Annotated in this window: 18 protein-coding genes and 1 pseudogene; 8 read left to right on the top strand and 11 right to left on the bottom strand. The window is 73.7% G+C overall.

Features of this window, described 5'->3' with window-relative positions; genetic code table 11:
• Positions 1-91: 91 nt before the first annotated feature.
• Both AC1DUE_RS08075 and AC1DUE_RS08070 read right to left on the bottom strand, forming a co-directional pair.
• Positions 92-703, bottom strand: coding sequence for a DsbA family oxidoreductase (locus tag AC1DUE_RS08075; protein ID WP_477038887.1), 612 nt, complete (start codon positions 701-703; stop codon positions 92-94).
• Between the two features lie 71 nt (positions 704-774).
• On the bottom strand, positions 775-2328 hold the full coding sequence (locus tag AC1DUE_RS08070) for a phytoene desaturase family protein (RefSeq protein ID WP_477038886.1): 1554 nt from the start codon (positions 2326-2328) through the stop codon (positions 775-777).
• 141 nt (positions 2329-2469) lie between these two features.
• Here AC1DUE_RS08070 and pepN point away from each other — a divergent pair, with 141 nt between their 5' ends.
• Positions 2470-5064, top strand: a complete 2595-nt coding sequence (gene pepN, locus AC1DUE_RS08065; RefSeq protein ID WP_477038885.1) for an aminopeptidase N — start codon at positions 2470-2472, stop codon at positions 5062-5064.
• 157 nt (positions 5065-5221) lie between these two features.
• Here pepN and AC1DUE_RS08060 read toward each other — a convergent pair whose 3' ends face one another.
• Together AC1DUE_RS08060 and malQ are read right to left on the bottom strand one after the other, a co-directional pair.
• Positions 5222-5752: an AAA family ATPase gene (locus tag AC1DUE_RS08060; protein WP_477038884.1), complete on the bottom strand. Its 531-nt coding sequence runs from the start codon at positions 5750-5752 to the stop codon at positions 5222-5224.
• Positions 5753-5756: 4 nt separating this feature from the next.
• A complete protein-coding gene (malQ, locus tag AC1DUE_RS08055) occupies positions 5757-7886 on the bottom strand; it encodes a 4-alpha-glucanotransferase (RefSeq protein ID WP_477038883.1) in 2130 nt (709 codons plus the stop codon).
• A 101-nt stretch (positions 7887-7987) separates the two neighbouring features.
• Here malQ and AC1DUE_RS08050 point away from each other — a divergent pair, with 101 nt between their 5' ends.
• Both AC1DUE_RS08050 and AC1DUE_RS08045 read left to right on the top strand, forming a co-directional pair.
• The gene (locus AC1DUE_RS08050; protein WP_477038882.1) at positions 7988-10132 is read left to right on the top strand and encodes a prolyl oligopeptidase family serine peptidase; all 2145 of its coding nucleotides are present in this window, start codon (positions 7988-7990) and stop codon (positions 10130-10132) included.
• Positions 10129-11196, top strand: coding sequence for a mechanosensitive ion channel family protein (locus AC1DUE_RS08045; RefSeq protein ID WP_477038881.1), 1068 nt, complete (start codon positions 10129-10131; stop codon positions 11194-11196). The genes AC1DUE_RS08050 and AC1DUE_RS08045 overlap by 4 nt, the downstream gene beginning before the upstream one ends.
• Positions 11197-11199: 3 nt before the next feature.
• Here AC1DUE_RS08045 and AC1DUE_RS08040 read toward each other — a convergent pair whose 3' ends face one another.
• Together AC1DUE_RS08040 and AC1DUE_RS08035 are read right to left on the bottom strand one after the other, a co-directional pair.
• Positions 11200-11661 carry a PTS sugar transporter subunit IIA gene (locus AC1DUE_RS08040; RefSeq protein WP_477038880.1) on the bottom strand — a complete coding sequence of 154 codons (462 nt, stop codon included), beginning with the start codon at positions 11659-11661 and terminating at the stop codon, positions 11200-11202.
• Positions 11662-11684: 23 nt separating this feature from the next.
• On the bottom strand, positions 11685-11915 hold the full coding sequence (locus AC1DUE_RS08035; RefSeq protein WP_477038879.1) for a PTS sugar transporter subunit IIB: 231 nt from the start codon (positions 11913-11915) through the stop codon (positions 11685-11687).
• Between the two features lie 170 nt (positions 11916-12085).
• Here AC1DUE_RS08035 and ptsP point away from each other — a divergent pair, with 170 nt between their 5' ends.
• The 5 genes and pseudogenes from ptsP (at position 12086) to AC1DUE_RS08010 (ending at position 17529) form a co-directional block, all read left to right on the top strand.
• Positions 12086-13777, top strand: coding sequence for a phosphoenolpyruvate--protein phosphotransferase (ptsP, locus tag AC1DUE_RS08030; RefSeq protein ID WP_477038957.1), 1692 nt, complete (start codon positions 12086-12088; stop codon positions 13775-13777).
• 23 nt (positions 13778-13800) lie between these two features.
• Complete coding sequence (locus AC1DUE_RS08025; RefSeq protein WP_477038878.1) at positions 13801-14184, top strand: globin; 384 nt, start codon at positions 13801-13803, stop codon at positions 14182-14184.
• Complete coding sequence (locus AC1DUE_RS08020; protein ID WP_477038877.1) at positions 14184-15041, top strand: acyl-CoA thioesterase; 858 nt, start codon at positions 14184-14186, stop codon at positions 15039-15041. Before AC1DUE_RS08025 ends, AC1DUE_RS08020 begins: the two co-directional genes overlap by 1 nt.
• Before the next feature lie 56 nt (positions 15042-15097).
• Positions 15098-15898 (top strand): annotated as a pseudogene (locus AC1DUE_RS08015) (DNA topoisomerase IB); the annotation flags it as partial.
• A gap of 95 nt (positions 15899-15993) precedes the next feature.
• The gene (locus AC1DUE_RS08010; RefSeq protein WP_477038956.1) at positions 15994-17529 is read left to right on the top strand and encodes an SDR family oxidoreductase; all 1536 of its coding nucleotides are present in this window, start codon (positions 15994-15996) and stop codon (positions 17527-17529) included.
• On the opposite strand, the gene AC1DUE_RS08005 is transcribed toward AC1DUE_RS08010, so the two are convergent.
• The 5 genes from AC1DUE_RS08005 to AC1DUE_RS07985 form a co-directional block, all read right to left on the bottom strand.
• Entirely contained in the window at positions 17526-18005 is a 480-nt protein-coding gene (locus AC1DUE_RS08005) for an acyl-CoA thioesterase (RefSeq protein ID WP_477038876.1), read from the bottom strand. The two genes, AC1DUE_RS08010 and AC1DUE_RS08005, sit on opposite strands and share 4 nt — an antisense overlap.
• A 9-nt stretch (positions 18006-18014) precedes the next feature.
• A complete protein-coding gene (locus AC1DUE_RS08000) occupies positions 18015-19640 on the bottom strand; it encodes a GTPase (protein ID WP_477038875.1) in 1626 nt (541 codons plus the stop codon).
• The gene (locus AC1DUE_RS07995) at positions 19616-21427 is read right to left on the bottom strand and encodes a GTPase family protein (protein WP_477038874.1); all 1812 of its coding nucleotides are present in this window, start codon (positions 21425-21427) and stop codon (positions 19616-19618) included. Before AC1DUE_RS07995 ends, AC1DUE_RS08000 begins: the two co-directional genes overlap by 25 nt.
• 180 nt (positions 21428-21607) lie before the next feature.
• Entirely contained in the window at positions 21608-23290 is a 1683-nt protein-coding gene (gene ettA, locus AC1DUE_RS07990) for an energy-dependent translational throttle protein EttA (protein ID WP_477038873.1), read from the bottom strand.
• A 171-nt stretch (positions 23291-23461) separates the two neighbouring features.
• Positions 23462-23980, bottom strand: a complete 519-nt coding sequence (locus tag AC1DUE_RS07985) for a single-stranded DNA-binding protein (RefSeq protein ID WP_477038872.1) — start codon at positions 23978-23980, stop codon at positions 23462-23464.
• Positions 23981-24092 lie beyond the last annotated feature (112 nt).

The raw sequence follows: 24092 nt of genomic DNA, 5'->3' as shown, positions 1-24092 counted from the left end.
GGCGTCCAGGATCACACGGGAGCAACCGGACAGGCGAACTCGGGGGTCACGGCAGGAGGGCACCACGGGTGGGTGCCCTCCCCGCCGGAGGTCAGAACGAGGGGCTGGCGGTCCGCGAGCGCTTGAGCTCGTAGAAGCCGGGCACGCTGGTCATGAGGGCGAGCCCGTCGAAGAGCCGGCCGGCCGCGTCGCCCGTGGGCGCGGGCGTGACGACGGGTCCGAAGAACCCGATGCCGTCGATGGCCACGACGGGCGTGCCGACGTCCTCGCCGACGAGCGAGATGCCCTCGTTGTGGGACTCGCGCAGCAGGGCGTCGACCTCGTCGGTGCCGGCGACGTCGGCCAGCGACGCAGGCAGACCGACCTCGGCGAGCGACTCGGTGATGATGCCGTCCCAGTCGTCGCGACCGCCCGGGTGGCGACGGGTGCCCATGGCGTCGTACAGCGGCTTGATGACCTCGTCGCCGTGGTCGCGGGCCGCGGCGATGATCACGCGCACCGGTCCCCAGCCCTCGTCCAGGAGCTCGCGGTAGCGCTGCGGCAGGTCCGGCTTCTTCTCGTTGAGCACGGAGAGGCTCATGACGTGCCAGCGGACCTCGACGTCACGGATCGCGCTCACCTCGTCCATCCACCGTGAGGTCATCCACGCCCAGGGGCAGAGGGGGTCGAACCAGAAGTCGACGACCGGGCGCGAGCTGCTCACAGGGGTTCTCCAGAGGGTTGACGGACGGTGCCGTTCGTCGACAACGACCGATGCCCCGGGAAACTTCCCGATCAGGTGCGCGAGACCACGACCAGCGCGGCGGCCCGCCCGGGGATCGCGCTGACTCCCCCACCGCGGCGAGCGCCGGCCCCGGCCAGCAGCACCCGCGGGTGCTGCGTCTCGACGCCCCAGCCGCCCACCTCGTCGTCTCGCTCGGCCCACGGCCACGACAGGTCGCGATGGAAGATGTGCCCGCCGGGCAGCGCGACGTCCGCCTCCAGGTCGACGGGGCTGCGGACCTCGAGGCACGGGTTGCCGTCGGCGTCGGGCAGGAGGCAGTCCTCGATCGGGTCGGCGAGCACGCTGTTCATCGACGCGAGCGTGGCCGCGAGCGCCGCCGCCCGGGCCGCGTCGGGGTCGTCGACGAACAGGCGGGCCGGCATGTGCAGGCCGAAGGCGGTGAGGGTGTGGGCGCCGCTCGCGCGCAGCTCCGGGCCGAGGATCGAGCCGTCGGTCAGGGAGTGGCAGTAGGTCTCGACGGGCGGGAGGGTGGGGATGCGTCCGGCTGTCGCCTCCGCGTGGGCCTGCTCGAGCTGGGTCGCGGTCTCGTTGACGTGGAACGTGCCCGCGAACGCCAGCGCGGGGTCCATGCCGGAGCGCAGGCGCGGCAGCCGGCTCAGCACCATGTTGACCTTGAGCTGCGACCCCTCCGGCGCGGGTTCGGTGGGGTCGTCGCCCAGCAGCCGGTCGAGCACGCGGGGAGCGCACGCGGCGAGCACGAACCGGGCGCCGGCGTGGTGCTCGTACCCGTCGTCGTCGGTCCACGTGACCTCGGCGGGCTGGTTGCTGCTGCCCGGGTCGACGTGCGTGACGGTGGCGCGGGTGCGCAGGTCGGCGCGCCACGACCGCGCCGCCTCCTCGAGCGCCGCCTCGACCGCGCCCATGCCGCCGACGGGCACGTCCCAGTCCCCGGTCCCGCCGCCGACCACGTGGTACAGGAAGCACCGGTTCGCGGGACCGGCCTGCCGGGTCGAGGCGAACGTGCCGATCAGTGCGTCGGTGAGCACCACGCCGCGCACGAGGTCGTCGCGGAACGTCGCGTCGACGATGTCGCCGATCGGGTTCTCGACGAGGTCGCGCCAGTCGGCCTCGCCGAGCAGCGTGCGGGCGTCGGCGCTCGACAGCAGGGGCTCGGTCATCGTCGGGAAGAGCCGGGCGGCCAGGGCCCCGGTCCGCTCCCCGAACGCCCGCCACGCGTCGAGGTCCCCTGCCGCGCCGACGGACGCGAACGAGGCGGCGGTCGTCGCGGCGTCGCCGGTGTCCACGAGCAGCCCCCGGGTCGGGTCGTCCGGGACGGGCGTGTACGAGGCGTACCGACGTCGCCGCAGCTCCACGGACAGCCCGAGCTCGGTCAGCACCCGGTGCGGCAGGAGCGAGACGAGGTAGGAGTAGCGCGACACCCGGGCATCGACCCCGGGGAACACCCGCTCGGACCGGGTGGCGCCGCCGAGGTGCTCGCCGCGCTCGAGCACGAGGACGGCGAGGCCCACGCGGGCCAGGTACGCGGCGGCGGTGAGCCCGTTGTGGCCACCGCCGACCACGATCGCGTCGTAGGTGCCGTCCACGCGACGACAGTAGGCCGAGCGTCCAGGAGGCACGGCCAGGCTCGCCCGTGCATGCGATGATCGAGCGGCCTTTTGGACCGTCGGGCCTGCACACACCTGCGGCGCCGACAGCTGCTGATCCACGACCCAAGGAGAGTCTGCGTGCCTGGAGAGAACCTCACCCGAGCCGAGGCGCGCGAGCGTGCAGCCGTCGTGCGGACCGAGTCGTACGAGGTCGCGCTCGACCTCACGACAGGTCCGACGACCTTCACCTCCCGCACCGTGGCCCGGTTCGCCGCCACCCCTGGGGCGAGCACGTTCATCGACCTGATCGCGCCCACCGTGCACGAGGTCACGCTCAACGGGCGCGCGCTCGACGTCGACGCCGTCGTCGCCGACTCCCGGATCGCGCTGACCGACCTCGCCGAGAGCAACGAGCTCGTCGTCGTCGCCGACGCCGCGTACATGAACACCGGCGAGGGCCTGCACCGCTTCGTCGACCCGGTGGACGACGAGGTCTACCTCTACTCCCAGTTCGAGGTGGCCGACTCGCGGCGCGTGTTCGCCGTGTTCGAGCAGCCCGACCTCAAGGCGACGTTCGCGTTCACCGTGACCGCGCCGGCGCACTGGACCGTGGTGTCCAACTACCCGCAGGTCGGCGCGCCCGTCGCCGTCGCGGACGGCACCAACAAGAACGGCGGCGTCGACGAGGGCACCGCGACCTGGACCTTCGAGCCGACACCCCGGATCGCGTCCTACATCACCGCGATCATCGCCGGGCCGTACCACGGCGAGCACCAGGAGCTGACGAGCTCCGACGGCCGCACCGTCCCGCTCGGCGTCTACTGCCGCGGGTCGCTGGCCGAGCACCTCGACACCGACAACATCCTCGACGTCACGCGCCGCGGGTTCGAGTTCTACGAGCGCACGTTCGGCGTCCCGTACCCGTTCGCCAAGTACGACCAGCTCTTCGTCCCGGAGTTCAACGCGGGTGCCATGGAGAACGCGGGCGCGGTGACGTTCCTCGAGTCGTACGTGTTCCGCTCCAAGGTCCCCGAGGCGACCATCGAGCGCCGCGCGGTGACGATCCTGCACGAGCTGGCGCACATGTGGTTCGGCGACCTGGTGACCATGCGCTGGTGGGACGACCTGTGGCTGAACGAGTCGTTCGCCGAGTACGCGTCCACGCTCGCCGCCGCGGACGCCACGCAGTGGACCAGCGCCTGGACCACGTTCTCGTCGCTCGAGAAGAACTGGGCCTACCGCCAGGACCAGCTCCCCTCGACGCACCCGATCGTCGCCGACATGCGTGACCTCGAGGACGTCGAGGTCAACTTCGACGGCATCACCTACGCCAAGGGCGCGAGCGTGCTCAAGCAGCTGGTCTCCTGGGTGGGCCAGGACGAGTTCTTCGCCGGCGTGCGCGCCTACTTCGCCAAGCATGCGTGGGGCAACACCGAGCTCAAGGACCTGCTCGCCGAGCTCGAGACGACCAGCGGTCGCGACCTGTCCGCCTGGTCGTCGCTGTGGCTCGAGAAGGCCGGCGTCACGCTGCTGCGCCCGGAGATCACGGTCGACGACGCCGGCGTCATCACGTCCTTCGCGGTCCTGCAGGAGGTTCCCGACGCGTACCCGGTGCAGCGCCCGCACCGTCTGGCCGTCGGCGGGTACGACGTCGACGCCGCCACCGGCCGGCTCGTCCGCACGGCGCACGTCGAGCTCGACGTCGACGGCGCGCGGACCGAGGTGCCTGCGCTCGTCGGCGTGCCGCGCCCGGCGCTGATCCTGGTGAACGACGACGACCTCGCCTACGCCAAGATCCGCCTGGACCCGCAGTCGCTGGCCGCCGCGATCGAGCACCTGGGCAAGTTCGACGACTCGCTGCCCCGCACGCTCGTGTGGACCGCCGCCTGGGACGCCACGCGAGACGGCGAGACCCCCGCGCGCGAGTTCGTGCACCTGGTCCTGGGCAACCTGGCGGCCGAGACGGACTCGTCGGTCCTCCTGGTCCTGCTGCGCCAGCTGTCGACGACGCTCGACCTGTTCGTCGCGCCCGAGCACCGGCAGACGTCCGACCCCGCCGCCGCCGATGCCCTGCTCGGCCTGGCGCGCGCGGCCACGGCTGGGTCGGACACCCAGCTGCAGCTTGTCAAGGCGTTCGCGGGTCGTGCCGCCACAGCCGGTCAGCTGGACGCCGTGCGCGACCTGCTGGACGGGCACACGACGCTCGAGGGTCTCTCGATCGACACCGACCTGCGCTGGGAGCTGCTGACCTCGCTGGTCGCCGGTGGACGTGCCGGCGAGCCCGACATCGCCGCACAGCTCGCGGCCGACCCCACCGCCACCGGACAGCGCGCCGCGGCCGCCGCCCGGGCAGCCGTGCCGACCCCGGAGGCGAAGCAGAGCGCCTGGGCCGCGGTGTTCGACGGGGACCTGCCGAACGCCATCCAGGCCGCGACGATCGCCGGCTTCGGCCGCGTGCACGACATCGGCCGGCTGCTGCCCTTCGTCGCGCCGTACTTCGAGGGTCTCGAGCAGGTCTGGGAGGCCAAGACGAGCGAGATGGCGCAGAACATCGTCGTCGGCCTCTACCCGACCGACCTGGCCGGCGACACCCGCGTGGACGTCCTCGGCCTGACCGACGAGTGGCTCGACGCGCACCCGGACGCCCCGCCGGCCCTGCGCCGGCTGGTCCTGGAGTCCCGCGACGGCGTCCGTCGCGCCCTCCTGGCCCAGGACACCGACCGCCGCGGCTGACCCGCGCAGGAGCGGCCCCGCACAAGTGCGTGCGGGGCCGTTCGCGTCTGAGTGGCCAGCCGCCGACGGAGGGTCCGAACGCCCACGGAGCGTGGTGCACCACCAGCCTCCGGCGGTGGTTCCGACGCTCCGTCGGCGGTGCTGCCGGGTGCCGAGATCAGCGACCGGTGGCGGCCAGCCAGCGGTCCGCCTCGCCCGGGGAGCGCAGACGGACCACCGGGACAGCGGACTCGCGCTGCACGGCCTCGTAGCGTGCCCGGTTGCCCGCGTGCGACGTCCACGCCCAGAGCACGATGTTCTGCTCGCGGTCCGCCCGGACCAGGTTTGCCAGGTTCTCGCGGTTGCCGTGCCACAGCTCGGTGCGGCGCAGCCCCCGCGACAGCGTGCGACGCACGACCCGGCTCATCACGACCCGGCGCGGACAGTCGAGCCAGACGATCGCGTCGGCGTCGTCGTCGAGCAGGCCGTCGAGCCGCGTGGCCCAGTTCCCGTCGGCCACCCAGCCGTGCGACCCGGCGACGAACGCCCGGATGAGGGCGTGCGCCTCGTCGAGGTCGCGGAAGGTCCAGCCGGCGTCCCAGAAGACCTCGTCCAGCTCGAGGTGCGGGACGTCGAGCGCCGCGGCGAGCCGCCGCGCGAACGTCGTCTTGCCCGAGCCGGACGTGCCGACGACACGGATCCGGCGCACCGGCTCAGCCGTTGAGGACGGCCGCCAGCGAGCGCAGCCGGGCGTTCGTGAACAGGTCGTCGACCAGCACGACCTGGCCCGAGCTGTCCGCGAGCGGCACCTTCCAGTTCGGGTACTCCTGGTCCGTCCCGGGCTGGTTCTGCGCGCGGCGCTCCCCCACGGCGTCGGCCAGCGAGACCCCGACCAGCACGGACGGCGTGGCCAGCACGTACATGTGCAGGGCCTCGATGATCTCCCGCTCGGAGGGGTCGTCGCCCAGCAGGCCGCGCTCGCGGAGCACGCCGAGCATCTGGTCGCGCTCGGCGATCGCTGCCGCCCGGACCACCGCGACCGGCTCGGTGAGCAGCCCGAGCCGCTCCCGGATCGCGACGTGCTCGCCGGCCAGGTAGCCCGCGCTCGGCGGCAGGTCGTGGGTGGTCACGGTCGCCAGGACGAGCGGACGGTAGTGCTCGGGCGGCAGCGGGGCGCCGTGCATGTCCCGCTCGAACCACAGCACGCTGGTGCCCAGGATCCCGCGGTCGGAGAGGTAGTCGCGGACCCACGGCTCGACGACCCCCAGGTCCTCGCCGATCACGACCGCGCCCGCGCGGTGCGCCTCGAGGGCCAGGATCCCGACGAGCGCCTCGTGGTCGTACCGGACGTAGGCACCGTCTCCGGAGTCGGCGCCCTCGGGGATCCACCACAGCCGGAAGAGACCGATCACGTGGTCGATGCGGATGGCACCGGCGTGCCGCAGGACCGTGCGGAGCATGTCCCGGTACGGCCGGTACGCCGCGCGGGCGAGCGCGTCCGGGCGCCACGGCGGCTGCGACCAGTTCTGGCCCTGCTGGTTGTACATGTCGGGCGGTGCGCCCACGGTCGCGCCGCGGGCGAGCACGTCGCCCAGCGCCCACACGTCGGCGCCCTCGGGGTGCACGCCGACCGCGAGGTCGTGCATGATCCCGAGCGCCATGCCCCCGTCGAGCGCCGCGCGCTGGGCGTCGGCGAGCTGCTCGTCGGCCTGCCACTGCAGCCACATGTGGAACTCGACGCGGTCGGCGAGCTCCGTGCGCGCCTCCGCGACGAACACCGACGACGGGTCGCGCGCCCCGACAGGCCACTCGTGGCCCTCGTACCGCTCGGCCAGCGCGCACCAGAGCGCGAAGCTCTCCAGCCCGGCGCCCTCCTGCTCGACGTAGCTGTCGAACGCCGCCTGCCGCGCGGCGGAGCGTGGCTGGGCGAACACCACCTCGAGGGCGGCGCGCTTGGCGGTCCAGGCGGCGTCCCGGTCGATGGGGCCGGCGTCGCGGTCGGTCGCCAGGACGGGCTCGGCGGCCCACTCGACGAGCGTGCGGTCCGCCGCCGAGAGGTAGCCCGCCTCCCGCACGTCCTCGACCCGGATGTACAGCGGGTTCACGAACCGGCGCGTGGTCGGCAGGTACGGCGACGGCGTCATCGGCACGGTCGGCTCGGCCGCGTGCAGCGGGTTGATGAGGAGGAAGTCCGCGCCGAGCTCACGCCCGGCCAGCCAGCCGATCTCGGCGAGGTCGGCCAGGTCCCCGACGCCCCAGGAGGCGTTCGAGCGGACCGAGTAGAGCTGGGCCATCAGGCCCCAGGACCGGTGCCGGCGGATCGAGTCGGGCACGTCGAGGTGCGTGGGCGTCACCACCAGCGGGCTGTGCGCCTCGGCCGACGGCCCGGTCGCGACGATCTCGTGCCAGCCCAGCGGCAGGTCGTCGGGAAGCGTGAACGTGGCGCGCCCGACCAGACGGCCGTCGACCGTCCGCGGTGCGACGGACACGTCGGCCTGCGCGACCTCGCGGCGGCCGCCGCCGACCTCGGGGTCCAGCTCGACCCACACCTCGACCGGGTCACCGTGGTTGACGTGCACGGGGACGTGGGCGTGCCGGCCCTCCCGGACCACGAGCACGGGCGGCAGGACGCGGCGCCACGGCATGTCCTCGACGTGCGCGATAGCCAGGTCGATCCGCTCGGGCGACGACGCGTCGACCCCGAGGGCGCCGAGCACGCCCTGCAGCGTCGCGGTGCTGGCACGACGGTTCTGGCCGTGGAAGTCCCAGTGGTCGGGCACCACCCCGTAGGCCGCGGCCAGGCGTAGCAGGGCGTCGGACGCAGGTACCGGGTCGTCGGCCACGGACCGATCCTGCCAGAGCCCTACGCGCACACGCAGGACGTATGCAGCCGGGTGCGTCACAAAGGACCCGTTCACCAGCAGCCGTCGTAACCTTGCGGACCATGACGGCACCTGCTTTGCGTCCCTACCCGCCGGCCACGAGGCTCGATCTGGTCGACGACCTGCACGGCCACCCGGTGGCCGACCCGTACCGGTGGCTCGAGGACGAGACCTCCGACGAGACGCAGGCGTGGTCGGCGGCGCAGGACGAGCTCTACCAGGGCTACCGCTCCGAGCTGCCCACCGACGGCCCCCTGTCCGCCGACGCGCTCGGGGCCCGCCTGCGCGAGCTGCTCGGTGCGGGGTTCGTCAGCCCGCCCGCGTGGCGCGGCGACCGGCGGTTCTTCTCGCGGCGCTCGGGCGACCAGGAGCACGCCGTGGTGGTCGTCGCGGAGGGCGACGACGAGCGCGTCCTGCTGGACCCGATGCTGGTCGACCCCGAGGGCACGACCACCCTGGACTCGTGGCAGCCGTCGAAGGAGGGCCACCTGGTGGCCTACCAGATGTCGACCGGCGGCACCGAGGAGAGCGTCCTGCGCGTCCTCGACGTGGCGACCGGCGACGTCGTCGACGGCCCGATCGACCGTGCCCGCTACTCCCCGGTGGCCTGGCTGCCGGGCGGCGAGGCGTTCTTCTACGTGCGCCGCCTGGCTCCCGAGCTGCTCCCGGCCGACGAGGCCCAGTACCACCGCCGGGTCTGGCTGCACCGGGTGGGCACGCCGGCGGAGCAGGACGTCGAGGTGTTCGGCGACGGCCTCGACCACACCAACTACTACGGCGCCTCGGTGTCGCGCGACGGCCGCTGGCTGATCATCTCGGCGTCCGCGGGCACCGCCCCTCGCACCGACGTGTGGATCGCGGACCTGTCGACGTCGCCCCTGGACGCGCCGGCGTTCGTCGACGTCGCGGTCGGCCTGGACGCGGAGACCGGTGCCTGGGTGGCCCGAGACGGCCGGCTCTACGTGCACACCAACCTCGACGCACCGCGCGGACGTCTCGCAGTCACCGACCCGACGAGGCCCGGGGTCGAGCACTGGACGACGCTGCTCGCCGAGGACCCGACCGCGGTCCTGGAGGACGTCGCGTTCGCGGACGGCGGCGGGGACGACCGGACACCGACCGCCCTGCTCGCCTCGTGGCGCCGGCACGCGGTCTCCGAGGTGTCCGTGCACGACCCGGCCAGCGGCGAGCTGCTGGACACCGTCCCGCTGCCGGGGCTCGGGTCGATCTCGGGCCTGGTCACGCGGCCCGAGGGCGGTCAGGACGTCTGGTTCTCCTACGCGGACCACACCTCCCCGTCGAGCGTCCACGTGCTCGATGCCGCCACGCGGCGCACGACCCTGTGGGCGGCTCCTCCCGGGCTCGTCGCCGACCTGCCGGACGTCGTCGCGCAGCAGATCGACGTGGTCAGCAAGGACGGCACGGTCGTGCGCGCGTTCGTCGTCGCCCTCGAGGACTCCCTCGACGCGACCGGTGTTCCGACGAAGCCCGCCCCCACGATCCTGTACGGCTACGGCGGCTTCCAGATCTCGCTCGACCCCGCCTACTCCGCGTCGACGCTCGCGTGGGTCGAGGCCGGCGGCGTCTACGTCGTCGCCAACCTGCGCGGCGGCGGCGAGGAGGGAGAGCAGTGGCACCGCGACGGCATGCGGGGCAACAAGCAGAACGTGTACGACGACTTCCACGCCGTCGGTGAGCACCTCGTCGCTAACGGTTGGACGACGCCCGAGCAGCTCGCGTGCTGGGGCGGGTCGAACGGCGGCCTGCTGGTCGGCGCCGCGGTGACCCAGCGACCCGATCTCTTCGCCGCGGCGGTGTGCTCGGCTCCCCTGCTCGACATGGTCCGCTACCAGCTGTTCGGCCTCGGCGTCACGTGGACCGAGGAGTACGGCGACGCCGAGGACCCGACCGAGCTCGGCTGGCTGCTCGGCTACTCGCCGTACCACCGCGTGGTCGACGGCACCGACTACCCGGCCACGCTGTTCACCGTGTTCGAGGGCGACACGCGCGTCGACCCGCTGCACGCGCGCAAGCTGGCGGCGGCACTCCAGGCGGCGACCAGCGGTGACGCCTCGACCCGGCCGATCCTGCTGCGCCGCGAGACCGGCGTCGGGCACGGCGGCCGGTCGTTGTCCCGCAGCATCGGGCTGTCGGTGGAGCAGCTGCAGTTCGCCGCAGACCGCACGGGCCTGTGGGTCCGCGCGTGATCACCGCGGACCCGTCCCCGAGCCCCACCTCGCTGATCGACTCCAGCAAGGCACCGCAGACCTGGCAGGAGTGGTTCGTCGGCATCCCCCTGCGCATCATCCTCATCGTCGGCATCAGCTCGATCGCGCTGTGGCTGATCCGCCGATCGATCCGTGGGATCACCAACCGCGTCGCCGACGGCACGCCGTGGCTGGAGCGGGGCATGCTCAAGCCGCTCGGCGACAGCGCGGTCGGCGCCGTGCTCGACAAGGCCAACCCGCTGGCCAACGCGCGGCGGGCCCAGCGCGCCCGCACGATCGGCTCGGTGCTGCGCTCGACCGCCACGATCGTCGTCGGCGGCACCGCGTTCTTCATGATCCTGGACGCGCTGGGCATCAGCCTCGCGCCGTTCATCGCCTCGGTCGGCGTCATCGGGGTTGCGCTCGGCTTCGGCGCGCAGAGCCTGGTGAAGGACTTCCTCACCGGCCTGTTCATGCTCCTCGAGGACCAGTACGGCGTCGGCGACGTCATCGACGTGGGACCGGCCAACGGCACCGTCGAGGCCGTCACGCTGCGCATCACCAAGATCCGCGACGCCGACGGCACCCTCTGGTACGTCCCGAACGGCACGATGCTGCGGGTCGGCAACAAGACGCAGGGCTGGGCGACGGCGGTCGTCGAGATCGACGTCGACTACTTCGCCGACCTCGACCAGGTCCGGTCCCTGCTGGCGGAGGCCGCGGCTCGCGTCGCGGCCGACCCCGTGACCGGCTCGCACATCCTCGGCGAGCCGACGATCACCGGGATCGAGAAGCTCAGCGCCGACGCCGTCACGTTGCGCCTCAAGGTCAAGACGTCGCCCGCGCAGCAGTGGGAGGTCGCCCGCGAGCTACGGATCGCGGCCCGCCAGGTGCTGGAGCAGGCGGACGTGCCGCKGGCCGGCCMGCGGGACCTGATGGCGACGCACCGGGCACTCGTGGCCGAGCGCGACGACGTCCCCGATCCCCACGACACGCCGCTGGACGACATGGTCAACGAGCGCGACGCTCGCAGGGCGGCCTCGGCGGCCCCGTCGGAGGAGTGAGCCTCAAGCCCAGTCGAGCAGCGGGTCCCCGGCGCGCACGGTTCCGCCCTCGGGCACCAGGACGGTCAGCAGGTCCGGGTCGGCCTGCAGGGCGACGACCGGGCAGATGGTGGCCAGCTCGGCGGCGTGCACGTCGACCGGCGACCACGTGATCAGGTGGTCGCCCGCGCGCACGGTCTGGCCGCCCTCGACGTGCAGCGTGAACCCGGAGCCGGCGAGGCCGACCGTGTCGATGCCGAGGTGGACCAGGACGGTGCGCCCCTCGTCCAGCTCGAGCGCGAACGCGTGCGGGTGCAGCGCGCCGATCACGCCGTCGGCCGGGGCGACGACGGTCTGGGTCTGGGTGCGCAGCGGCTCGATCGCCAGACCGGGACCGACCATGCCCTCCGCGAACACCGGGTCGGGCACGGCGGTGACCGGCAGCACGACGCCGGTCAGGGGGCTGACGAGCCGCAGCGTAGCCATCGTCGGGGATACCCGACCGTGGGTCAGCGCAGGGAGTCGAGCTCGGCGGCGAGGTTGTCGGCCTCCGGGCCGACGATCACCTGGACGATGCGGCCCGAGCGCACGACACCGAACGCGCCGCTGGCCTTGAGCGCGCCCTCGTCGACGAGGTGCGCGTCAGTGACCTCGACGCGCAGGCGGGTGATGCAGGGCTCGAGGTCCAGGACGTTCGAGTTACCACCCAGCGCTGCGAGGATCTGCTCTGCCTTGCTCATGGAACTCCTCAGCTCGCGGGCGCGTGCCATTACGCGCGCGACGCCAAGACTAACCCCGCCCACGCGCGACCACGGCCGAAGGGCCCTGGACGGCGCGGCCCGCTGGCGTTCAGGGTCGTGGAAGCCGCACACTGCGTCAGGACGACGAGGAGGTCACGCCGGTGAGTGCCGTGCACGCTGAACACCCCACGGTCATCACCGGCATCGGGGTGAGCCCTGGGCGCGTGGTCGCGCCCGCCGTCCTGATGCCGGACCCGGTCGCGGAGCCACCGTCGGGTCGGCGCCTTCCGCCCGGCACGGACTACGCGGCCGAGGCGACCCGCATCAGCGCCGCGTCCGAGGTGGTGCGCGCCGCGCTCGACGCCGCCGCCGACCTCGCCGAGGGCGAGAGCGCCGACCTGCTGCACGCGACCGCGGCCATCGCTGCCGACCCGAGCCTCGTCGAGGACGCCGAGCAGCGCGTCGTCAACGACCGGCTGGTGCCGGAGCGTGCCGTGTGGGAGGCCGCCGAGGCGGTCGCCGAGCAGTTCGAGGCGCTCGGTGGCTACTTCGCCGAGCGGACGCAGGACATCGCCGACGTCCGCGACCGGCTCGTCGCACACCTGACCGGGCGCCCGGCGCCCGGTGTGCCCGCGCACGAGGAGCCCTTCGTGCTCGTCGCGGCCGACCTCGCCCCGGCGATCGTCGCGACCCTGGACACCGCGCGCGTGCTGGCGATCGTGACCGGGACGGGCGGTCCCACGTCGCACACCGCGATCCTGGCCCGCGCCCGCGGCATCCCGACGGTCGTCGCCGCCAGGGGCGCCGAGGCCGTGGTGCACGCCGAGGGCCTCGTGCTCGTCGACGGGTCCGCGGGCACCGTCACCGTCGACCCCACCGACGAGCAGGTCCGCGCCGCGCGAGCGCTCGGCACGCAGGTCCGCACGTTCGACGGCCACGGCCGGACGTCCGACGGGCACGCCGTGGCGCTGCTGGCCAACGTGGGCGACCCGTCCGACGCCGAGCCGGCCGCGGCCGCGGGCGCCGAGGGCGTGGGACTGTTCCGCACCGAGTTCGGGTTCCTCGGTCGCACCGAGGCCCCGACGATCGAGGAGCAGGTCACCGCCTACCGTCGCGTCCTGGCCGCGTTCCCCGGCCGCAAGGTCGTCGTCCGCACGCTCGACGCGGGTGCCGACAAGCCGCTGCCGTTCCTCACCGACGAGCCGGAGGTCAACCCCGCGCTCGGCGTGCGCGGCCTGCGCACCGCGGTGCGGCACCCCGAGGTGCTCGAGGACCAGCTCACGGCGATCGCCCGCGCAGCCGAGGCCGAGCAGGCCGACGTCTGGGTCATGGCCCCGATGGTGTCGACGGTCGACGAGGCCGAGCAGTTCGTCGCGTCCTGCGCCAAGCACGGGCTCGACGTGGCCGGCGTGATGATCGAGGTCCCGAGCGCGGCCCTGCTGTCCGGGCCGATCCTGGCCCACGCGGCGTTCGCGAGCATCGGCACCAACGACCTCACGCAGTACACGATGGCGGCCGACCGGCTCCTGGGCGCGGTCGCCGAGCTCTCCGACCCGTGGCAGCCCGCCGTGCTGCACCTCGTCGCGACGGCCTGTGCCGGTGGCGCGCAGCAGGGTCGCCCGGTCGGCGTCTGCGGCGAGGCGGCGGCCAGCCCGGCGCTCGCCGCGGTGCTCGTCGGGCTCGGGGTGTCGTCGCTGTCGATGACACCGCGCGCCCTGCCCGACGTCGCCGCGCTGCTCGCCGCCACGTCGCTCGACGAGTGCCGACGACTCGCACAGCTCGCACTCACCGCCTCGACCGCGGCCGACGCGCGAGCCGTCGTGCGTGCGCAGCTGCCCGTCCTGGAGGACCTGGGCCTGTAACCCAGCATGTGAGGATGGGGCCCGTGAGACCCGACTCCTTCTATGCCGCGGTGGGCGGGCACGAGACGTTCGTCCGGCTGGTCGACGAGTTCTACCGGGGCGTGGCCGACGACCCGGTGCTGCGGCCGATGTACCCCGAGGAGGACCTGGGGCCGGCCGCCGAGCGGCTGACGATGTTCCTCGAGCAGTACTGGGGTGGACCGACCACCTACTCCGACCAGCGCGGGCATCCCCGGCTGCGGATGCGGCACGCGCCGTTCAAGGTGAACCCGGACGCCCGCGACCGCTGGCTCCTGCACATGCGCGCCGCCGTGGACACCCTCGACCTGGCCCCCCTGCACAAGGCCGAGCTCTGGGACTACCTCGAGCGTGCCGCGCACTCGATGCTCAACACCTTCGAGGACTGATGACGACAGACCCCATGAGGCCCGTGCTCGACATCCTGCGGCTCGAGGCGACCGGGACCGACGTCTTCACCGGGTCGTCGCTCCCCCAGCCGAGCGGTCGCGTGTTCGGCGGCCAGGTGCTCGCGCAGGCGCTGCTCGCCGCGGGCGCGACGGTCCCCGACGGCCGGCTCCCGCACTCGCTGCACGGGTACTTCCTGCGCGCGGGCGACGTCGCCGAGCCCATCACGTTCGCGGTCGAACGGCTGCGCGACGGCCGGTCGTTCACCGCCCGCCGGACCCACGCGCTGCAGGACGGATCGGCGATCCTGTCGATGATCACCTCGTTCCAGGAGTCGCAGCCGGGCATCGACTACTCCGACCCGATGCCCGAGGGGATCCCCGCGCCCGAGGACGTACCCTCCGCGCTGGACGTGCTCGGCGCGATCGACCACCCCGTCGCCAAGTTCTGGACGCAGGAGGCCGCGTTCGACGTGCGGCACGTGAACGGGCAGATCTACCTGGGCCCCGCGGCGGACGTGACCGGGCAGCAGTCGGTGTGGTTCCGGTCACGCGGCCCGCTGCCGGACGACCAGCTCCTGCACCGCGCGCTGCTCGCGTACGCGTGCGACCAGGTGATGCTCGAGCCGATCCTGCGGCGCTCGGGAAAGTCCTGGGTCACGCCCGGCCTGTCGATCGCGTCGCTCGACCACGCCATGTGGTGGCACCGCGATGTACGAGTCGATGACTGGCTGTTGTACGTGCAGTCGTCGCCGAGCGCGCAGGGCGGTCGCGGGCTGGGCGCGGCCCGCGTGTTCACCCGCGACGGCACCCTCGTCGCGTCCGTCGCCCAGGAGGGCATGGTCCGCTTCCCGGACTGATAGCCATCGCCGCGCTCGGCGAGCGCGACCGCCCGGGTCGGGCGACACTGCCTCGCATGGTCCGCCTGCGTCGTGTCCGCATCGACTCCCCCGGCTGGTCGCGACGCCGCGCCGGTCGAGGATTCGTCTACCTCGATGTCTCGCGGGAGCGGATCGCCGACGAGGACGAGCTCGAGCGGATCCTCTCGCTCGCGATCCCGCCGGCCTGGCGCGAGGTGTGGATCAGCCCCTGGCCGAACGGCCACATCCAGGCGGCCGGCCTGGACGACGCCGCGCGACGCCAGTACGTCTACCACCAGCAGTGGCGGGTTCGTCGCGACCGCCTCAAGCACGACCGGGTGCTGGAGATCGCCGCCCGGCTGCCCGCCGCGCGTCGTCGGGTCCGCCGGGACCTGCAGCTCGAGGGGATGCCGCGGGAGAAGGTCCTGGCGCTCGCCTTCCGGCTGCTCGACCTCGCCTACCTGCGCGTCGGTGGCGAGGGCTACGCGGCACGGCACGGGTCGTACGGGCTCGCGACGCTGCTGCGCTCGCACGTCTCGGCCAGCGACGACCGCGTGCACCTGCGCTTCCCCGCCAAGTCGGGCCAGATCAGGGACACGGTCGTCGAGGACGACGACGTCGCGACCGTGATCCGCTCGCTCAAGCGGCGCTCCGACGACGGTGACGAGCTGCTGGCGTGGCGCGAGGGCGACACCTGGCACGACGTCACGAGCGTCGACGTCGGCGCCTACGTCAAGGAGCTGCTCGGGCCCGATGCGACGCCCAAGGACTTCCGGACGTGGCACGCGACGGTGCTCGCCGCGCGAGGCCTCGCCGACGCGGGGCCCGCCCCCTCGTCGGAGCGCGCCCGCAGGCGGGTGGTCACGCAGGTGGTGCGGGACGTGGCCGACGAGCTCGGCAACACCCCGGCCGTGTGCCGCGCCTCGTACATCGACCCGCGGGTCATCGACCTCTGGGAGCACGGCCAGGCGATCACGCCGACGCGTTCGCAGGTGGTGGCCGAGCGCGAGACCCGCCGCTGGTCGCCGTCACCGGCGTCACGGGGTACGTCGGGGGCCGGCTGGTGCCCGAGCTCCTGGCGGCGGGCTACCGGGTGCGGGCGATCGCGCGGAACCCCGACCGGTTGCGGGGCCGGCCCTGGTACGACCAGGTGGAGCTCGCGCGCGCCGACGCGTCCGACCTCGCCCAGATCCGCGAGGCGCTGGCCGGCACCGATGTCGCGTACTACCTGATCCACTCGCTCGGCTCGGGCCGCAGCTTCGAGTCGACGGACCGCCGCACCGCGCTGACGTTCGCGCAGGCGGCCCGCGAGGGCGGGGTCCGTCGGCTCGTCTACCTCGGCGGGCTCTACCCCGAGGGCGAGGACCTCTCGCCGCACCTCGCGTCCCGCACCGAGGTCGGCGAGATCCTGCTCGCGTCCGGCGTGCCGACGACCGTGCTGCGCGCCGCCGTCATCCTCGGGTCGGGCTCGGCGTCGTTCGAGATGATGCGCTACCTCACCGAACGGCTCCCGGCGATGACGGTGCCGCGCTGGGTGGACAACCGGATCCAGCCGATCGCGATCCGCGACGTCCTGCGCTACCTGGTCGGCTCGGCAGCGATGCCTGCCGACGTCAGCCGCGGCTTCGACATCGGCGGACCCGATGTCCTGACCTACCGCCAGATGATGCAGCGCTACGCGTCGGCCGCCGGGCTGCGGCCGCGCATCATCGTCGGGGTCAAGGTCCTCACGCCCCGGCTGTCGAGCCTGTGGGTCTCGCTCGTGACGCCGGTGCCGTCCGGGCTCGCCCGGCCCCTGGTGGAGTCGCTCGTGCACGAGGTGGTGTGCGACGAGCACGACATCGCCGAGCACGTGCCCGACCCGCCGGGCGGCCTCATCGGCTTCGACCGCGCGGTCCGGCTCGCGCTGCGCCGCGTGCACGACGCGGCGGTCAGCACGCGGTGGTCGTCGGCGGCCGTCCCGGGCGCCCCGAGCGACCCGCTGCCCAGCGACCCGGACTGGGCAGGCGGGTCCCTGTACGTCGACGAGCGACGGATCGAGGTCGACGCCTCACCGGAGGCGCTGTGGCGGGTGCTCGAGGCCGTCGGCGGCGAGCGCGGCTGGTACTCGTGGGGGCTCGCGTGGCGCATCCGCGGCCTGGCCGACCGGCTCGTCGGCGGCCCGGGTCTGCGGCGCGGTCGTCGCGACCCCATGAGCCTGCTCGTCGACGACGCCGTCGACTTCTGGCGGGTGGAGGCGATCGAGGAGGGCGTGCTCCTGCGCCTGCGCGCCGAGATGCGCGTGCCCGGGCTGGCCTGGTTGGAGCTCCGCGTGGAGTCGAGCCGGCCCACCGTGTTCGCGCAGCGGGCGCTGTTCCACCCCAAGGGGCTGCTCGGGCAGCTCTACTGGTGGTCGGTCTACCCGTTCCACGGGATCGTGTTCGGGGGGATGCAGCGCAACATCGCACGCGCCGCCGAGGCCGCGGAGCGTTCTCGGATCAAGGACTAGCCGCGACGGCGGATCGCCACGGGCTCCTCGACGTACGGCTCCCAGGCGGCGCGCTCGTCGGGCCCGATCCGCATCGGCTTGCCGGTCGCGGTGCTGACGAGCACGACCGTGGTCGCGGCGCGCGCGTAGACGACGGGCGGCTCGCCGTCGACCAGCGGGTCGCGCATCTCGTAGCACACGTCCAGGCTCGCCCCGCCGAGGTGGCCCAGCCACATCTCGACGACGACCGGCGTGCGGCGGTAGCTCAGCGGGCGCAGGTACTCGATCTCCTGCCGGGCGACCAGGGTCGACATCTGCGCGGCCGGTCCCGCGTCGAGCACGGCGGTCGGCCAGGGGGCCAGGTCGCCGGCGGGTGCCCGCCAGAAGGCCGTGATGCGCGCCTCTTCGAGGAGCGTGAGCATCGCGGCGTTGTTCACGTGCTGGTACGCGTCGAGGTCGGACCAACGCAGCAGGACGGGGATCTCGAGGCGCGCCATCCCCCGATCCTAGGAGGCCGCCCTGAGCGCGGCGGCACGGCACCGGGCCAGCGCGTCCAGCTCGGCGGCGACGGGCCCGACCACGTGCTCGTCGACCGCCGCGACGACGGACCTCTCCAGGCGACGGCGCACGCCGGCCGCGCGACGACGACCCGCCAGCCGACCGACGAGGCGGCCGAGCCCCGCGACGAGCAGACCGGCCAGCACGCCGCCGACCAGCAGGAGCGTCGGCACCGGGATGCCCCAGCGCATCGGCGTCTCGGGCTGCGGCAGCTTCAGCAGCCCCATCCCGGCGAGCAGCAGGAGCCACACGAGCCCCGCACCGGCGACGACCAGCAGGATCCACTGCAGGAACGCCAGCGCGCGCCACGACCACGGCGTCCGGGACCTGGTGACGGGGACACGGACCACCGTGCGGTCGAGGACGTCGTCGAGGTCGACGGAGGCGGCGCGCGACCGTGCGGCGAGCACCCAGGCGTCCGGGGCGCCCGCGGTCGCGGCGTCGACGTAGCCGCGCAGCGCGATCACGGCGGCGGCCCGGGCGCCGGCCGCGGGCGGCTGGCGCGAGGACCGGACGAGATCGTCGGGAGCGCTGGCTCGACCGAGCCCGAGCCGGCGCAGCGGGTCGGGCCGCAGCTGCGCCACCCAGCGCGTGACGGGCCATCCGGTCGCCGCCCGGGCCGACCGGCGCGTCGACCGACGGACCGCGTCGGTGACCTCGTCGATACCCGCGGCCGTCCCCCACGCCTGCACGAGGGCGCCGCGCGCGGCCGCCTCCCGGCGCGGGTTCGGCGGCGCACCGCACGCGGTCACGAGCGTCTGCGCGGCGGCCCGCGCGTCCGCCGTCAGGCGCTGGGTCGCCGCGAGCCGTCGACGTGCGGCCTCCGCCAGCAGCTCACGCAGCTCGGCGATGCCGTCGCCCGTCGCCGCGCTGGCGGCCAGCACCGTCGCGCCGCCGAGCCCGTCCTCGACCGCCAGCCGGCGCAGGTCCGCGAGCATCGCGCGCTGCTCGTCCGGGGTCAGCCGGTCCGCCTGGTTCAGCACCAGGACGACGACGCTCGCGTGCTCGCGCAACCCGCGCAGGTACCGCGTGTGCAGCGCCGCGTCCGCGTACTTCTGCGGGTCGACCACCCAGACGAGCAGGTCGACCCGGTCGTAGAGGCGTTCCGCGACGGCGCGGTGCTCCGTGACCACCGAGTCGTGGTCGGGCAGGTCGAGCAGCACCAGACCCGTGGCCGACTCCCGCAGGGCCGGGCTCGCGGCGACGTGTCGCTGCCCGACGTCGAGCCAGTCGAGCAGCTCGTCGACGCCGTCCGCGGACGGTTCGGACCGTGCCGGTACGACGAGCGCGACCGGCTCCCCGGTGGTCGGGCGCGTGACGCCTGGGACCGCGATCGGCGCGTCGGCCAGCGCGTTGAGCAGCGACGACTTGCCCGACCCCGTCGCACCGGCCAGCGCGACCACCGTGTGCTCGCCGGACAGGGCGAGCCGTCGCCCGGCGCGGTCGACGACCTCCTGCGCCCGCGCGAGCGCGTCGTCGGGCAGGCGGCCGCGCGCGAGACCGACGGCCTCGTCCAGCGCGGCCACCCGGGCCCGCGGATCGATCCCGCTCACCCGCGCCGCCAGCGGTTCCACCAGCGCACCGGCGTCACGTCCTGCGCAGGCGGCTCGGCCCGACGCGCCCCGACCCCGCGCAGGCTGCCCCGGCCGCCGCGGGTCTCGACGACCGACCAGCTCACGCGCGCCGCCAGCGCCTCCGTCACGCGCTCGACCGAGGCGCGCAGGTCGGAGCCGTCCTGCGACGCCGCGCCGGTCGCGTCGAGCTGCCGCGTGAACCGCGCCGCCTCCTCGTCGAGCAGCGACTGGGCACGCGCCGCGAGCCGCTCGTGCGCCTCACGCGTCAACCGCCGGACGGCCTCGTCGCCGAACACCGCCTCGAGCACCCGCTGCGCGAGGATCGCGGCACCGGCGGCGATGCCGACCTCCGCGCCGGTCAGTCCGCCGGTGGTCGAGAACACCGCGACCATCAGCACCGCGCCGAGCCCGTTCACGCCGTAGGACAGGGCGCGAGCCGTGGTCCGCCGGCCGGCGCCCTCGCTCTCGACGAGGGCGAGCACGTCGCCCTGCCAGCCGCGCACCTGCTCCGCCGTCCGCGAGCGCAGGTCCGCGGACGCCCGGCTGAGGGCGAGGCCGTCGAGCAGGGCTGCGCCGGCGGGGTCGTTGCGCCAGGTGGCGTGCGCGGACTCGGCGGCCTCTTCCGCGGCGTCCTGGATGACCGCCGAGAGCCCGTGCGCCACCGCCTCGACGAGGGCCGGCTCGGGCGTCCGCCGACCGCGCACGAAGCCGACGACCTTGTCGCGCAGCCGCGAGACCCCCTGCTCGAGCGACCGGAACAGCTCGCTCGTCCCGACCACGTCCTGCCAGCGCGCCAGCACCTCGCCGCGCAGCAGGGACCCGTCCGAGGTCGCGTGGGCCACCTGCTCCGCGGCCCCGGCGTACGCACGCTCGATGCCCGCCCGCAGGCGCCCGTCCGCGGCTCGCTGCTCGTCAGCCGCGGTCGCGAGGTCCAGCGTGCGCCGGGCGACGTCCGCGACGGCTCCGTCCCAGGTGGCCGCGAGCGCAGCGGACCGCGTGCCCGGCTCGGTCGCCGTCGCGGTGAGGAAGTCGGCGATCGGCCCGACCGCCGCCTCGGGCAGCAGGCCGTCCTCCAGCGACGTCTCGGGCACGAGCAGCACCTGCGCGGCGGCCAGCCCGGCCTCGTCGAGCATGCGCCGCAGGTCGTCGCCGACCGCCTGCTCGGTGCCCTCGTCCACGCGGTCGAGCACGATCGCCAGGTGCGTCCCCCGGCGGGCCGCGTCCGCCAGCAGCTCCCACGGGACCGCGTCCGCGTACCGCGCGGCGGTCGTGACGAACAGCCACACGTCGGCCGCCGCGAGCAGCTGGGCGGCGAGGACGCGGTTGGCCTCCTCGACCGAGTCGACGTCCGGGGCGTCCAGCAGCGCCAGGCCACCAGGCAGCACCTCGGACGCGACGAGCCGGAGCCCGGCACCCGCCTCCCCGCCGGCGACCCGCGCCAACGACGGCAGCACGCGGTCCGTGCTGAACCAGCGGGCATCCAGGGGGTGGTGGACGAGCACCGGCGAGCGCGTGGTCGGCCGCAGCACGCCCGGGGCGCTCACCTGCGCACCGACCAGCGAGTTCACGATCGTCGACTTGCCCGCGCCGGTCGATCCGCCGACGACCACCAGGACCGGGGCGTCGGGGTCGCGCAGGCGCGGCAGGAGGTAGTCGTCGAGCTGGTCGAGCACGCGGGTGCGGTCGGCCCGGCCGGTCTCCGCCGTGGCGGTCTCCAGCGGCAGCCGGACGTCTGCGACGCGTCCGCGCAGGGTCAGCAGGGCGTCGGCGAGCTCGTCGTGCGCCATCGCCCCGCCTCCTGCCTCGTCGTCGACCCCACACGCCCAGCTCGTCGCGACCCGCGCCGGCGTCAGGATCCCCGATCGGTCGTCGGGACCCCGACTCTGTCGTGCCGCGCCCCTGCGCGCTACCCGGCGGGTGCGACGACGGCCCGCCCGACACGTGGTCGGACGGGCCGTCGTGGGCCGTCAGTCGCGGCGCAGCTTGCGGTAGGTCACGCGGTGCGGGCGGGCGGCGTCCGCACCGAGCCGCTCGACCTTGTTCTCCTCGTAGGAGGCGAAGTTGCCCTCGAACCAGTACCAGTTGGCCGGGTCGTCCTCCGTGCCCTCGTAGGCCAGGATGTGCGTCGCCACCCGGTCGAGGAACCACCGGTCGTGGGAGACCACGACGGCGCAGCCCGGGAACTCGAGCAGCGCGTTCTCCAGGGAGCCGAGCGTCTCGACGTCCAGGTCGTTGGTGGGCTCGTCGAGCAGCAGCAGGTTGCCGCCCTGCTTGAGCGTGAGCGCGAGGTTGAGACGGTTGCGCTCACCACCCGAGAGCACGCCTGCCGGCTTCTGCTGGTCCGGGCCCTTGAAGCCGAACGCGGCGACGTAGGCGCGCGAGGGCATCTCGACGTTGCCGACCTTGAGGAAGTCCAGCCCGTCGGAGACGACCTCGAAGAGCGTCTTCTTGGGGTCGATCCCGCCGCGCGACTGGTCCACGTAGCTGATCGAGACGGTCTCGCCGACCTTGAGGTCGCCGCCGTCCAGCGGCTCGAGGCCGACGATCGTCTTGAAGAGCGTCGTCTTGCCGACGCCGTTCGGGCCGATGACGCCGACGATGCCGTTGCGGGGCAGCGTGAAGCTCAGGCCGTCGATGAGCACGCGCCCGTCGAAGCCCTTCTGCAGGTTGGCGGCCTCCAGGACGATCGCTCCCAGTCGCGGACCCGGCGGGATCTGGATCTCCTCGAAGTCCAGCTTCCTGGTGCGGTCCGCCTCGGCGGCCATCTCCTCGTAGCGGGCCAGTCGCGACTTCGACTTGGTCTGGCGGCCCTTGGCGTTCGACCGCACCCACTCCAGCTCCTCCTTGAGGCGCTTGGCGAGCTTGACGTCCTTCTTGCCCTGGACGGCCAGGCGCTCGCCCTTCTTCTCCAGGTAGGTGGAGTAGTTGCCCTCGTAGGGGTACAGGCGGCCGCGGTCGACCTCGCAGATCCACTCCGCGACGTGGTCGAGGAAGTACCGGTCGTGGGTGACGGCGAGGATGGCGCCGGGGTAGTCCTTCAGGTGCGCCTCGAGCCAGAGCACGCTCTCCGCGTCGAGGTGGTTGGTGGGCTCGTCGAGGAGCAGCAGGTCGGGCTTCTCCAGGAGCAGCTTGCACAGGGCCACGCGGCGGCGCTCGCCACCGGACAGCACGGTGACGTCGGCGTCCGGCGGCGGGCAGCGCAGCGCGTCCATGGCCTGCTCGAGCTGAGCGTCCAGGTCCCACGCGTCGGCGGCGTCGATGGCCTCCTGCAGCACGCCCATCTCGGCGAGGAGCGCGTCGAAGTCGGCGTCGGGCTCGCCCATCAGCACGGAGATCTCGTTGTAGCGGTCGAGCTTGCCCTTGATCTCGGCGACGCCCTCCTCGACGTTGCCGAGGACCGTCTTGGCCTCGTTCAGCGGCGGCTCCTGCTGCAGGATGCCGACCGTGTAGCCCGGGCTGAGGCGCGCCTCTCCGTTGGACGGCTGGTCCAGCCCGGCCATGATCTTCAGGATCGTCGACTTGCCCGCGCCGTTCGGTCCGACGACGCCGATCTTGGCGCCGGGCAGGAAGTTCAGGGTGACGTCGTCGAGGATCACCTTGTCGCCGTGCGCCTTGCGCGTCTTGTACATGGAGTAGATGAACTCAGCCACTGGCTCTTCGTCCGCCTCGGGTGCTCGTGGAGGTGCCCGCCTCGGCCGGGGGCCGACGACTCTGACACTGCTGACCGGCCCCCGCGACGCGATCGGCCGCGCGACTGCCGTGAGCAGTACCCGCGCGGTCCGACCTGCGTCGTCGGGTTGCCGGTGCCCCAGCCTAGGCGATCACCGCACCCCGGCCAGTGCCGGGAGCGTGTCCTCGTCGGCCACGTCGCCGGCCGGCACGAGGTTCGCGTCGGTCTCCTGGTCGACCAGCTCCTCGAGACCGCTGACGTCGGCGGGCTCCTTCGCCTCGTCGGACCCGGCCGCCGACCCGCTCGTCGTCCGCGCGAAGTGGCTGCTGCCGAAGGCCAGGTCGTGGCCGAGCGAGGTGGCCTCCAGGACGAGGGACGTGCGGGGTCCGTTCTCGGAGATCCACTCCTCGGTGGAGAGCCGACCCTGCACGATCACGGGGTCTCCCTTGCGCAGCGAGCGCGCGACGTTGACCGCGGTGGTCCGCCAGACCTTCACGTTGAACCACTCCGTCTGGCCGTCCTTCCACGCGCCGGTCTGCTTGTCGAACCAGCGGCGAGTGCTGCCGAGCCGGAACGTGCTGAACGGGGTGCCGCCGTCGTTCTCGTGGAAGTTGCGCACCTCCGTGCCGATCCAGCCGACCACGGTCAGGTCCAGGGACTGTGTGCTCATCGATGCCTCCAGTGCCGGGCGCCCCGACGGGTGCGGGGCTCGTCCGGCCAGCCTCGACGCGCGACACGGTGCACGGGCACCCGGATACCGGATCCGTGCGACGAGGGCTGAG

The organism is Cellulomonas sp. P4_A2, from assembly GCF_056402515.1.
This window is presented reverse-complemented; position numbering and strand designations above follow the sequence as displayed.